Origin of the sequence: Limnobacter sp. CACIAM 66H1, from assembly GCF_001601825.1 — a bacterium.
Lineage (GTDB): Bacteria > Pseudomonadota > Gammaproteobacteria > Burkholderiales > Burkholderiaceae_B > Limnobacter.
Window position 1 is genome coordinate 1 of the sequence record NZ_LUJK01000026.1, and the last position, 13532, is coordinate 13532.

General features: G+C 54.1%; 10 protein-coding genes and 1 pseudogene. All 11 read right to left on the reverse strand.

The features are described from left to right. Window positions 1-252: pseudogene (gltD, locus tag A0129_RS08965) on the reverse strand (glutamate synthase); the annotation flags it as partial. 29 nt (window positions 253-281) lie between these two features. After that, window positions 282-5006, reverse strand: a complete 4725-nt coding sequence (locus tag A0129_RS08970) for a glutamate synthase-related protein (RefSeq protein ID WP_291714337.1) — start codon at window positions 5004-5006, stop codon at window positions 282-284. Between the two features lie 146 nt (window positions 5007-5152). Beyond that, a complete protein-coding gene (locus A0129_RS08975) occupies window positions 5153-5857 on the reverse strand; it encodes a hypothetical protein (protein ID WP_291714339.1) in 705 nt (234 codons plus the stop codon). A 9-nt stretch (window positions 5858-5866) separates the two neighbouring features. Then, entirely contained in the window at window positions 5867-7000 is a 1134-nt protein-coding gene (locus tag A0129_RS08980) for a deoxyguanosinetriphosphate triphosphohydrolase (protein WP_291714341.1), read from the reverse strand. A 2-nt stretch (window positions 7001-7002) separates the two neighbouring features. Further along, a complete protein-coding gene (gene aroB, locus A0129_RS08985) occupies window positions 7003-8097 on the reverse strand; it encodes a 3-dehydroquinate synthase (protein WP_291714342.1) in 1095 nt (364 codons plus the stop codon). Then, entirely contained in the window at window positions 8094-8621 is a 528-nt protein-coding gene (locus tag A0129_RS08990; protein WP_291714398.1) for a shikimate kinase, read from the reverse strand. Before A0129_RS08990 ends, aroB begins: the two co-directional genes overlap by 4 nt. Before the next feature lie 79 nt (window positions 8622-8700). Then, entirely contained in the window at window positions 8701-10782 is a 2082-nt protein-coding gene (locus A0129_RS08995) for a type IV pilus secretin PilQ (RefSeq protein ID WP_291714344.1), read from the reverse strand. Further along, window positions 10779-11297, reverse strand: coding sequence for a hypothetical protein (locus tag A0129_RS09000; RefSeq protein ID WP_291714346.1), 519 nt, complete (start codon window positions 11295-11297; stop codon window positions 10779-10781). The genes A0129_RS08995 and A0129_RS09000 overlap by 4 nt, the downstream gene beginning before the upstream one ends. Then, window positions 11294-11908, reverse strand: a complete 615-nt coding sequence (locus tag A0129_RS09005; protein ID WP_291714348.1) for a type 4a pilus biogenesis protein PilO — start codon at window positions 11906-11908, stop codon at window positions 11294-11296. The genes A0129_RS09000 and A0129_RS09005 overlap by 4 nt, the downstream gene beginning before the upstream one ends. Next, window positions 11895-12473, reverse strand: a complete 579-nt coding sequence (locus A0129_RS09010) for a PilN domain-containing protein (RefSeq protein ID WP_291714350.1) — start codon at window positions 12471-12473, stop codon at window positions 11895-11897. Before A0129_RS09010 ends, A0129_RS09005 begins: the two co-directional genes overlap by 14 nt. Next, entirely contained in the window at window positions 12464-13432 is a 969-nt protein-coding gene (locus A0129_RS09015; protein WP_291714351.1) for a hypothetical protein, read from the reverse strand. The genes A0129_RS09010 and A0129_RS09015 overlap by 10 nt, the downstream gene beginning before the upstream one ends. Window positions 13433-13532 lie beyond the last annotated feature (100 nt).

A 13532-nucleotide genomic window follows, 5' to 3' on the forward strand; every position in this document is an offset into this window, starting at 1 on the left:
GTGCAGTGTTTGCAACGCAGCCTTCCAGTCTTGCTTGTACACCAGGTCGTTGAAGTCGGGGATGATGTTATTGACCGGACAACCGTTGTTACAAAACGGAATACCGCAGTCCATACAACGTGCACCCTGAATTTTGGCTTCGTCGTCGTTCAGTGTAATTACAAATTCTTTGTAGTGCTTGACGCGCTTTTCCGGAGCCTCACTGGCTTCCTTCAAACGCTCAAACTCCATAAAACCTGTGACCTTTCCCATTTTTCAAATCCTCACTAACAGGTTGGTTCTCAAGCGGCCACAGCAGGTTTGGCCTGCGCTGCCACGTACAGTTCTTTCAAGGCGCGACGGTATTCTGTCGGGAACACTTTGATGAACTTCTTGCGTTCAGTGCTCCAGTTTTCCAGAATTTCCTTGGCGCGTTCACTGCCGGTGTAACGGGCGTGACGTTCGATCAAACCTTTCAAAATCACTTCATCAGGCTGACGGTCTGCACCACGTGCAGGGCTGTGCCAAACTTCACGGTTGCCCAGTGCTTCCTGCTCGGTGGCAGGCACCACTTCTTCCAGTTCTACCTGCGCCATGTTGCAACGCTTGGCGAACAAGCCGTCGATGTCGTACACATAGGCCAAGCCACCACTCATGCCAGCAGCGAAGTTGCGACCAGTTTCACCCAGCACCACAACGGTTCCGCCAGTCATGTATTCACAACCATGGTCGCCAGTGCCCTCAATCACCGCCGCTGCACCCGAGTTGCGCACGGCAAATCGCTCGCCAGCCACGCCGCTCAGGAATGCCTCACCGGCAATTGCACCGTACAACACGGTGTTGCCCACAATCATGTTTTCTTCTGACAAACCGCGGAAATCATTGGTGGGGCGCACGATGATGCGACCACCACTCAAGCCCTTGCCCACGTAGTCGTTGCCTTCACCCACCAAATCAGCAGTTACGCCGTGAGCCAGGAAGGCGCCGAAGGATTGACCCGCAGTACCTGTGAACTGAATGTGAATGGTGTCATCTGGCAAACCAGCGTGGCCGTACTTCTTGGCCACTTCGCCCGACAACATGGCGCCGGCTGTGCGGTTCACGTTTTTGATCGGCGTGATGAAAGAGACGCGCTCGCCTTTTTCCAGCGCAGGCTTGGCCAACTGGATCAGTTTCTGGTCCAGCGCTTTGTCCAAGCCGTGGTCCTGACTGCCGTTGTGCAGCAAAGGCTCGTCGGTGCCTTCGGGCACCCACAGCAAACGGCTGAAGTCCAGACCCTTGGCCTTCCAGTGAGAAATGCCTTTCTTCATGTCAAGCAGATTCGCACGACCAATCAGGTCGTCAAACTTGCGAATGCCCAACTGGGCCATGATTTCGCGCACTTCATTGGCCACGAAGAAGAAGTAGTTCACCACATGCTCTGGCTTGCCGGTGAACTTCTTGCGAAGTTCGGGGTTCTGTGTTGCCACGCCCACGGGGCAGGTGTTCAAGTGGCACTTGCGCATCATGATGCAACCTTCAACCACCAGCGGTGCGGTGGCAAAGCCAAATTCATCAGCGCCCAACATGGCACCGATCACCACGTCGCGGCCGGTTTTCATTTGGCCATCAACCTGTACGCGAATGCGACCACGCAGGCCGTTCAGCACCAGTGTTTGCTGTGTTTCAGCCAAGCCCAGTTCCCAATTGGTACCGGCGTGCTTGATGGATGAGACGGGAGATGCACCAGTACCGCCGTCTTGACCCGCGATCACCAGGTGATCTGCTTTGGCTTTCGACACACCCGCTGCAATCGTACCCACACCAACTTCAGACACGAGCTTCACCGACACAGACGCCTGTGGGTTCACGTTTTTCAGGTCGTGAATCAGTTGGGCCAAATCTTCAATGGAGTAAATGTCGTGGTGCGGGGGTGGGGAAATCAAGCCCACACCAGGCACGGAATAACGCAGCTTGCCGATGTACTCGGACACCTTGCCACCGGGCAACTGACCACCTTCACCAGGCTTGGCACCTTGGGCCATCTTGATCTGGATTTGATCGGCAGATGTGAGGTATTCAGCGGTAACACCAAAACGGCCAGAAGCCACCTGCTTGATGCGTGAGCGCAGTGAATCACCTTTCTTCAAGGGGAAGTCTGCAACCACCACATCGCCCAATTCGCTTTTCAGCGTGGCACCTTCGCCAATCGGGCCTGTGCCAGGACCAAACTTGTCCAAGCCAGCGCGCAGCTCGGCGCTGTAACGCTTTTCGTCTTCGCCGCCTTCACCAGTGTTGCTCTTGCCGCCAATGCGGTTCATGGCCACAGCCAAGGTGGAGTGCGCCTCAGTCGAAATCGAGCCCAGCGACATCGCACCGGTTGCGAAGCGCTTGACGATCTCTTCGGCAGGCTCTACTTCCTCGATCGGAATGGCCTTGCTTGGGTCGATCTTGAACTCAAACAAACCGCGCAAAGTCATGTGACGCTTGCTTTGGTCGTTGATGATCTGCGCATATTCCTTGTAGGTGTTATAGGTGCCGCTGCGTGTGGAGTGCTGCAGTTTTGCAATTGCATCGGGGGTCCACATGTGCTCTTCACCACGGGTACGCCAGGCGTATTCACCACCGGCATCCAGGGCGCCAGCCAGCACAGGGTCAGGGCTGAATGCAGCCTGGTGAATACGAATGGCTTCCTCAGCCACCTCAAACACGCCGATGCCTTCCACCTTGGTGGGTGTGCCAGAGAAATAGGCATCCACGAAAGCCTGGTTCAAACCCACGGCTTCGAAAATTTGCGCGCCGGTGTAGCTCATGTAGGTTGAAATGCCCATCTTGGACATCACTTTCATCAGGCCCTTGCCCACTGCCTTGATGTAGTTGTACACGGCCTTTTCGGGGCTCAGGTCGCCCGGCAGGCCTTTGCTCATGTCAGCAATGGTTTCCATGGCCAGGTATGGGTGTACAGCTTCGGCACCGTAACCCGCCAACAAGGCGAAGTGGTGCACTTCACGGGCAGAGCCGGTTTCAACCACCAAACCTGTGGAGGTGCGCAGACCCACTTTCACCAGATGCTGGTGAATGGCGGACACAGCCAACAACGCCGGAATGGCCACATTGTCGCGGCTCATCATGCGGTCGGTGATGATCAGGATGTTCACACCCTGTTTCACGGCATCGCGGGCTTCGGCACACAGGGAAGCGATTCGCGCCTCAATGCCTTCCTTGCCCCAGGCCACTGGGTAACAAATGTTCAGTTCGTGACTGGTGAATTTGCCGCCGGTGAAGGCTTCAATGTTGCGAATCTTCGCCATGTCTTTGGAGGTCAGCACGGGCTGCGACACTTCAAGGCGCATCGGCGGATTGATGTTGTTCAAATCCAGCAGGTTTGGCTTGGGGCCGATAAAGCTGTTCAAACTCATCACCAGGTTCTCACGGATCGGGTCGATCGGTGGGTTGGTCACCTGCGCGAACAACTGCTTGAAGTAGTTGTACAGGGGTTTGAGCTTGTTGGACATGACTGCCAATGGGCTGTCATTGCCCATGGAGCCGGTGGCCTCTTCGCCGTTTTGCAGCATGGGGGCCATCAGGAATTTCAAGTCTTCCTGGGTATAGCCAAAAGCCTGCTGGCGATCCAGCAAAGTTTCGTTCGGCTCGATTGGCTCAGGCTGACCTTCCACTTCATCCAGCTTGACGCGGATGGTGTCGATCCACTGCTTGTAGGGCTTGGCAGCGCTGAGCTGGTTCTTCAACTCGTCGTCGTTGATGATGCGGCCAGCTTCCATGTCGATCAGGAACATTTTGCCGGGCTGCAGGCGCCACTTCTTGACAATCTTGCTTTCTGGAATTGGCAATGTGCCCGATTCCGAAGCCATCACAACCAGGTCATCTTCGGTCACGATGTAACGTGCTGGGCGCAAGCCGTTGCGGTCCAGCGTGGCACCAATCTGCTTGCCATCGGTGAAGGCCATGGCGGCAGGGCCGTCCCAAGGTTCCATCATGGCGGCATGGTATTCGTAGAAGGCGCGACGATTGTCGTCCATCAAGGTGTGCTGCTCCCAAGCCTCGGGCACCATCATCATCATGGCCTGGGCAATTGGATAGCCTGCCATCACCAGCAGTTCCAGACAGTTGTCGAAACAGGCTGTGTCGGATTGACCTTCAAAAATCAAGGGGTACAGCTTTTGCAGATCGTCACCCAACACGGCGCTCTTCATCACACCTTCACGTGCACGCATCCAGTTGAAGTTGCCTTTCACGGTGTTGATTTCACCGTTGTGCGCCAACATGCGGTACGGGTGAGCCAAAGGCCACTCGGGGAATGTGTTGGTGGAGAAGCGCTGGTGAACCAGTGCGAGGGCAGAAACGCAGCGTGGGTCCTTTAGATCAAGGTAATACTCGCCCACCTGGTTGGCCAACAACAAGCCCTTGTACACAATGGTACGGGCGCTCATCGAAGGGCTGAAGTACTCGGTGCCGTGTGCCAGATTCAGGTTCTTGATGGCGTGTACAGCACGTTTGCGAATTACGTACAGTTTGCGTTCCAGCGCATCGGTCACCATGATGTCGCGTCCACGGCCCACAAACACCTGGCGAATCACGGGCTCTTTGGCGCGCACAGTGGGGCTCATCGGCATGTCAGCATTCACTGGCACATCACGCCAGCCCAGCAGCACTTGACCCTCGGCTTTGATGGCACGTTCAATTTCCTGTTCACAGGCAATGCGTGAAGCAGTCTCTTTGGGCAAAAACAACATGCCCACACCGTATTCGCCCGCGGGTGGCAAAGTCACGCCCTGCTTGGCCATTTCTTCACGGAAGAAGGCATCGGGAATCTGGATCAGGATACCGGCACCGTCGCCCATCAAAGGGTCGGCGCCCACAGCACCGCGGTGGTCCAGGTTTTCCAGAATCTTCAAGCCACCTTCGATAATTTCGTGAGTGCGCTTGCCTTTAATGTGCGCCACAAAGCCAACGCCACAGGCGTCGTGTTCATTGCTGGCGGAGTACATGCCTTTTTCTTCGGCAATCTTTCGGATGTCTTGTTGCATGGAAAAGCCCCTGATTTCGGTACGTGGGTCACTTTACTGCAGTGCGGCAACATTCTCAAGGAAAATAAAAGGGGTCTGACCCTATTTAATACACCCCATCAAAATCAGGGCTTATTAATTAGGGACACACCAAAAAAAGAACGCACTTAAATTGTGCTTTTGATTGTTTTGACGGGTCGCCCACGCGGTCGAGGGCGAACCGGCCGGTTCGCAAGCTCTTGAATTTGCGCGCAAAAAGCATCATCACTCCAAAGCCATCCTTTTTGCAAGCACTGTGACAAACCATGGCTGTCGTGCTCACCCAGGCCCTGTTCACTGAACTGCCTGTAGCGGCTTTGACGCTCAAACGGCGTATTACCCAACTGCCAATACACAGGCAGATCACTCAACCAAGCCTCATTGACCACACCAGCATGTGCAGCAAAACTGCTCCAGGGGTAAGTGGCAAGATCCGGTGCACCCGCGGCGCGCGCTGCCAACTGCTCAACAAACAGGCAGGCCTTGAGGCTGTGCAAACCGGGTTGAACCACGGTGGATTTAAACCGAGGTTCCCACAGTGCACTGGAATGCACTGCTTGCACCTGACGCACGGCGGGCGAAAAATGCCGGTTCAGGTTTTGTACAAAACGACCGGCGCAGCTGGCTTCTGAAGCACTAATCATCAGTAAGGAACCAGCGGGCACCATGCAGTAAGCGTGAATAGCCACGGTTTCCTCGACTGCACTCAATGGCAGTTGACTGTGAAACAAGGAAAACGCCTCACGCGTTTTAAATACCTCTTGACCGGCAATGCCCTGCAACTCCAGAACCATGGGGCAATCAGGAATGAAAAGACGGGGCTGCCGGGCCATGAGGAAGAATTATTGAACGCCGGGCACGGTGAGGCGCTGGTGCTCTTTCATGGCATAGCGATCCGTCATGCCCGCAATGTAGTCTGCGATAGCTCGGGGAATGTCGGCTTCCGAACGACGATAAAACTGGGGGGGCAACAAACGCGGATCCCCCATGAAAATGTGGAACAACTCTTCTACGACCCGTCTTGCTTTGAGTGTGGCCCGCAACACCTGATAATGCTGATACAGGGACTTGCGCAAAAACACCTTCAACTCGTGATTCAACTCAGCCATTTCCGGACTAAAGCCAATCAACTTGTCGGCCAGCTGCACATCAGCCACACAGGTGGGTTTCATGGTTTGAATTCGGCGTTCCGATTCATGCAAAAGGTCTTGAACCAAAGCATTGATAATGCCCCGAACTGTTTCATGAATCAGCCTGCGCCCTTCGATGTTCGGATGTCGGGCCTTGACACGGTCCAGATGCATTTTGAACAGTGACACCTCAGCCGCTTGTTCCAGAGTAATCAGGCCTGAACGCAAACCATCATCAATGTCGTGATTGTTGTAGGCAATTTCATCGGCCAGATTGGTCACTTGCGCCTCGAGTACCGGGCGGCGATTGCTCAAGAACCGGTCCGCCACATCACCCAGCTTCTCTGCATTGGGCTTCGAACAGTGTTTCAAAATACTTTCGCGTGTTTCGAAACACAAGTTCAAGCCATTGAACGCCGCGTACTTTTCCTCCAGCTCATCAACCACCCGCAGGCTTTGTAAATTGTGCTCAAAGCCGCCATGTGGTGCCATGCATTCATTCAGCGCGTCTTGCCCAGCATGGCCAAAAGGCGTGTGCCCCAAGTCGTGGGCGAGCGCCACAGCCTCAGTCAACTCCTCATTCAAGCCCAAATTGCGGGAAATGCTACGCGCAATTTGCGCCACTTCAAGGCTGTGCGTGAGGCGTGTACGGTACAAATCACCTTCGGTGTTTACAAAAACCTGGGTTTTGTACTCAAGGCGACGAAACGCCGCACTGTGAATAATGCGGTCGCGGTCACGCTCAAACTCGGTTCGGCCTTCCGGGCTTTTTTCAGGGTGCAATCGTCCGCGTGTATTCGCGGAGCTGACTGCATAAGGGGCCAAACTGAGTTCGAAGTTGCGCACGGTCAGTCCCCTGCCCCCATTTCCTGTAAGGTTTGCCGCACTAGGGCCTCATCGGCGGGCGAGGTCGAGGCCCCACCCAGACCATTCAAGAGCACATATTTAATCGAGCCAGAGTCTGCTTTTTTGTCATGCGCCATCAGCGCCATGAACTTGTCGACACCCAAGCGTGGCGGAATGGCCGGCAAACGGGCATCAATCACAATCTTTTTCAGCCGCGCAGATTCCTCTGCACTTAAACGCCCCATTCGGCGACACAAATCGGCCGCAATCACCATGCCACAACCCACAGCTTCGCCGTGGTACCACTGACCATAACCCATACCGGCTTCAATCGCATGCCCAAAGGTGTGGCCGAAATTCAGAATGGCGCGTATACCGCCTTCACGTTCATCTTTCGACACCACATCGGCCTTGATCTCGCAAGAACGCTTCACCACAAGCGCCAGCAATCCCGGATCTCGGTTCAACAAAGCAGGCATGTTGCCCTCGACCATGTCGAGGTACTCGGTGTCTGCGATCGCACCATGCTTGATGATTTCAGCCAAGCCGCAGCTCAACTCTCGATCCGGCAAGGTATTCAGGGTAGAAATATCGGTCAACACCATCTGAGGCTGGTAAAACGCCCCAATCATGTTTTTGCCCAAAGGGTGATTGATGCCCGTTTTTCCACCCACCGAGCTGTCTACCTGGCTCAACAAAGTGGTGGGCACCTGAATGAACGGAATTCCGCGCATGAAAGCCGACGCCGCAAAACCACCCATGTCCCCAATCACGCCACCGCCCAAGGCCACCAACACGGTTTTTCGGTCACAATGGTTTTGAAGCAAGGCATCAAACACGCGCTGCAGCGTGGGCCAGTCTTTGTATTCCTCGCCGTCAGGCAAGCTGACCAAGTGCACCAGTTTCGCTCCAGCGCTTTGCAAAGTGGCTCTCAAACGATCTGCATACAATGGCCCCACCGTGGTGTTGGTGCAAATCATCACGGTTTTACCGCTCACGTGCGGCTGGAAAAGGTCGGCATTGTCTAGCAAACCCGCGCCGATGTGAATCGGGTAACTGCGTTCGCCCAAATCAACTTCAAGGGTGTATTGACTCATTCTGTTCCGGTGGCCTTCTGTTCAGTGTCGGGTGCCTTCTGACCCAATTTTAAAGCATGGCCGATTTTGTTCACAATTTGGTAAACCGGTTGCCGCCCGGTTTCAATCACAACATCGGCGCACTCTTTGTAAAGCGGAAGTCGTTGTGCCAACAATTCTTCAATTTTTTTTCGAGGGTTGGGGCCTTGCAGCAAAGGACGATTTTTGTCCAGACGGGTTCGCTGATAAAGCTCAGCTGCTGAAGCACTCAGGTACACCACGGCACCTATTCGTCTGAGGATTTCACGATTCTCCGGCGCCAGCACTATACCCCCGCCGGTGGCTATGACCTGCCGTTCCCGGCCAACAAAGCTGGCCAGCGCAGTCGATTCACGTCGACGAAAACCGGCCTCACCTTCAATCTCGAAGATAACGGGAATGCTGACACCTGTTTGATGCTCGATCAGGTGATCGGTGTCAGTGAATTCCCAGGACAGATGCTTGGCCAAGGCCTTGCCGACTGTGCTTTTGCCGGCACCCATCATGCCCACCAGCACAATGCATTGATTAGACACTTCGTTAAATCTTTGTGAACAATCAAATCATTGTACGGTAAAGCTTGTGCTATTGGCTTGTGAGCACAACCGGCGTCAAAAAGATTAACAATTCGGCCCTGCGCTTGGACTCATTTTTGCCGCGGAACAACACGCCCAATCCCGGCACATCCCCTAAAAATGGTGTTTTGTCATTCAACACATTGTCGTCCTCTTCAAAAATACCGCCCAACACCACAGTGCCCCCATCACTCACCAAAACTTTGGTTTTTACTCGTCGGGTATCAATAGCGGGCCCGTTGGACGTTTCGATTCCGATCGAGTCCTTCGCTACATCTACATCCAGTAAAATTGTGCCGTCCGGCGAAATTTGAGGTGTGACAGCAAGCTTCAGATTGGCCTCTTTGAATTCGGTGGCTGTCGCCCCACTGCTGGTGGCGATTTGATAGGGAATCTCCGTACCTTGCTCAATCAGGGCGGGTTCCTTGTTGGATGTAATCACGCGTGGATTGGACACGGTGCGCACCTTGTTTTCAATTTCAAGGGCCCGAAGTTGCAAATTAATCAATCGCGTTGAATTCGCATTGAACAGCGTGTAGCCAAGATTGGTCGCATTTTCAACGCCGGTGTTCACAAAATTGCCGCTGCCAAACTGATCGCCGACATCATCAAAACCCGGATCTGCCCGTGCTGACAAAGCCCTTAGCCTGACCCCCAAATCCTTGGATACAGTGGTATCCGCCAGTACAACACGTGCCTCGATCATGACCTGCTTCACAGGCTTGTCCAGGCCATTGACAATCATGCTGATTCGCTCAAGCCTGCTGGGTGTGTCTTGAATGAAGATCTGGCTGGTGCGCTCATCTGAAATCAGGGTGCCTCGCGCTGACAAGAGTTTGGAATCCTCTGATTTGATCAACGTCACCAGGTCGGATGTTTTTTGATAGCTCACCTGAAACACCTTGGACACCAAAGGTTCCATTTCGTCCTGAGCACGCCGATTGGCGGTTTGAAACTGGTCGTTGGTGACATCGGTGGGCGTGGAAACCAACAGCACATTGCCCGACTGACTTGACACCAACCCTTTGGAGCGCATCACAATATCCAGCGCCTGGTCCCATGGCACATCTTTAAGAAACACCGACACCTTGCCCTGAACCGAGTCGCTTAACACTAGGTTCATTTTTGTGAAGTCTGCAAACACCTGCATCACAGTTCGTATGTCTGCATCTTTGAAATCCAAAGTAATCGGTCGGCCGGTGTATCGGGCCACCACACTTTGCTCAGAAGTTGCAGGCTTCAGTTCAATCGCCTTTGTTTGCTCAGTGGCCTTTCTCGTCGGGTTGAGCTCTACCTCCACCACCTCTCCACGTTGGCGTACCAAGTGGGTAGCACCATTCAACTTCATTTGAACGGTGAGTGCCAAATCGCCCGGCTTCAACTCAACTTGGGCAACTGGAACGTCCGCAGTGATTGGTAGCTTTAATGGAACCCCGTCCGCCATGCGTGCATGTGCAAACCTGACTTTCAACTGGTCGTTCATCAGCACCGCATCCGCGATCAGATCGGGCCGATCAAACTCCAGCCGAAGCACCCATTTTCCGCCCGTCTTGCTCAGATTCCAGGTTTTCATGACCGGCCCTTCTGCAATCAGGGCAGGCTTGCCCATCAACTGTGCAACAGTGTCTTTGAGCTCACTGTGCTCAGACAACACAGCAGCCTGCCCACCATCGGGCTGAAAGGGTTTTGGCCCGGAGAATGTCAAATCAATAAGGCGATCTTGCTGATTTAACCGTACTTCGTAATTTTGCGCCAACTCCAACACCAAGCGGGTCTTGCCTCCCGCAGCGATCAGCTGAGCCTTTTTGATTCTGCTGTCGGTGGGGAAAATCACGGGCAATGTGCTGTTGCCCAACTCCACCGGAAAATCAAGTACCTGTCTTGCAGGGTTCGTCATCCGAAACAGGCCCAATTTGCCATCCAAAGCCTGATCGAAGAACAGGAGAATTCGAGTCCGGTCAGCCCTCTCTTCCAACTTGGCATCCACCACAGCCAAGGCGTGAACTTGCACATGTATCAGCAAACACGCAATCAGCGCCACTGCTTTAAACCGCGTTCGCAGTAACCCGGTAACAATTGGTTGAGTGTTCATTGGCTAACCTCGAGTGAATTCACGGGCATGAAGCTCAGCTCAAGGCGCTTGCCTCCAGCCCTGGGGTCTAGCGGCGACAGTACAACTTGACCGGGTCCAAACGAGGTCACTCTGTATGTGTCCAATACGTAGCTGCCAACCCCGACAACATGGTCTACCTGACCGTCATTCAAAATGGCGACCTGTTGACCAGCCGATTCAATCAAACCCGTCAGACGTAACGATTGCAGCGACAAATTGACGGCCGCCTGTCGATTGGCCTCATGACCCGACTGGGTGCCCGACCACTGAAACAAACGACCAGTAATCGGCGGCAAATCCATGGCGCGAACACTCAAGGCACTGTCAAGCTGAACATCACCTGAATCCTTGGGCTCAGCTACACTGCCAACTTGCCTCTGACCCGCATTCAGGCGTTGCTCCAACCTGTCCATGGTTGCTGCGTAATTCTCTTGGGGATCGTCCAACTGTGGGAAAAAGGGAACCAGAAGTATTCCAAACAGAAAGTCCATCATGGATTCTTGACCTCCTCAACTGGCGGTGTATTCGTAGGCAATTGTGCAAAGGCATTGAGCTCGCCGGTCATTTGCCAGCCCCCTTCATCGGGCAGATAAGCCATGTCAAACTCCTTCAAACTGACCTGGCGGCTCAGCGCAGCGATGTGATTGGGCAGACGTGATATTGCATCGCCATCACCGCGCACACTGACAGTCACGGGCACTACTCGCATCACCTCACGGTTCAGTGGCTCTTTGGGCGTAAATTCAGACAGCTTCAACTCATGATCCAGAATGACGTCATTAATCCGCGCCAGCAGTGAGGCCAGTTCTCGCTCGGACGGCAGGGCCATCTTCAACAAAGGCAGCTGCGCCTCAAGCTCGGCCAGCTCAGCCTCAATGACAGGCCGATCCAGCAGGAGCTGAGATTGCGCATCCAGTCGCCCCAACGACTCCTGAATATTGGTTTCAAGTTGCGTGCTGATGGTCAAACTGTCTTTCCAGAACAGCACATAACCCAGCACCAGAAACACCAGCCAGAGCACAGCAATCAACAACAGCCTTTTGGAGAAAGGAAGCAAAGGCAACTCATCGACCAAGTCCCGAAAACTCATCTCATCCAGACGCATGCTGAGCACCCCTTAAAATCGCTTTGATCTCAAACAGGTGACGGTTGTCGATCACCCCCTTCACCGTCTTCTTCGGCTCAGTCACAGAGACGAGATCGACCGACTCGAACAAACTATTGCCAGCCTCCATTTGATCGACCCACTGCGCCAAGCTAGACACCGCATCAGTGAACCCATTGATGATCAACACGTCTTTGCTGACAAACAAACGTGTCATCGACACATTGGAAGGCACCGTGCCATCCAGGTATGAAACCCAGCGGCTTGCCAGAATGGATTCTTTTTCCACCGCCTCTAGAGCGCTTACCTGACGATTCAGCACCACAACCTTGTCCTTCATGGCTTGAACCTCCGCCACACGCGTAGCCATTTCTGACTCCATGGCGCTCAAATGTCCAAGAAAAACTTCCTGTCTTGCCGCTCGCTCGGCGAATTCGCTTCCAATCGCATAACAAGCCGCCAAACCAATCACGACACCTACTGTCAACTCTGCAATCAAGCGACGTCTCCTGCGCGTCTCCCGCAGGGCCCGGTAGGGGTAAAGGTTGAATAAAATCACTCGCATGGCATGGCCTCCAAGGCGCCAAATGGCACCACATCGTCATGCCAACGGCCCTGCAGCTCTTTTCGGGGAGAAATGTCAATTAAACGGGGCGACAGGGTCTGACTGCGCTTGACTGTAGACTCACACCCTTTGGCGTACATCAGTTCGCCCCCAAGAATCAGGCGAACCGAGGCCACCTCCTCTGGAGCCCCATCCCTTGTCCAGGTTGACACCAGGCGCTCCAGCGCAGACACGGCCTGCACCACCGAGAAACCATCTTCGCTGTGCTCCCAGCTTTCATTGAACAACACACCCTGTGAAAAAACGGCCAATCGCACATGGTGGCGAGACAATTCACCGTGTAAGAGAAATCGAACATCTGCCGACTTCCACGCAGCAGGGGCCATCTGCCAATAGCCGTTCATGGCAGCCACTGTGTCCAGCGTAATACCCAGACAGGTCACGCCACTGGACTGGCATGCACGGAGGATTTCATCGACCTGTTTTTGATCGATGCCCGCAACAGCCAGACTCACACTGCCGTCGGACAGCTCTGCCTTCACCTGCCAATCGAAAGCCGCTTCTCGCTCCGATTCCCCTGCAGCGGCCTCCATCAACTCCTGAATCTGGAAACGAATCAAATTCTCGCGCTCATCCTTGGCAACCCCAATCTCGCCCAGGTAAGCATGTTTGGAAGGCACGGAGACCACCACGAACTGGGGCTTGACGAAGGCGGCAGGGAGAGCCCCGATTGCATCGACCATCGCTTTTCCAAGTGATTGCGCATCCAACAAGGCATCCCCCTGAGGAGCAACCTCGAAATTGCCCCCACCCGATGCACGAATCGACTTGAACGACAGTCGGCTCTGACGTTCAATTTCACCGTAAACCCAACGCCATCTCGCCCCACTGAAGGAGATCGACAATGCATGGGCGGCGCCTGCGTGCAAACTGAAAATCCAATTTCGAAGTAATTTCATGGATAAACCCTGAGCAAGGTAGAGCTTCAGGGTAGAGAATTCGGCGGGGCCAGCTAACCCTCATTGGAGGGGACAACCACAAGGGGGAGAGTACGAATTC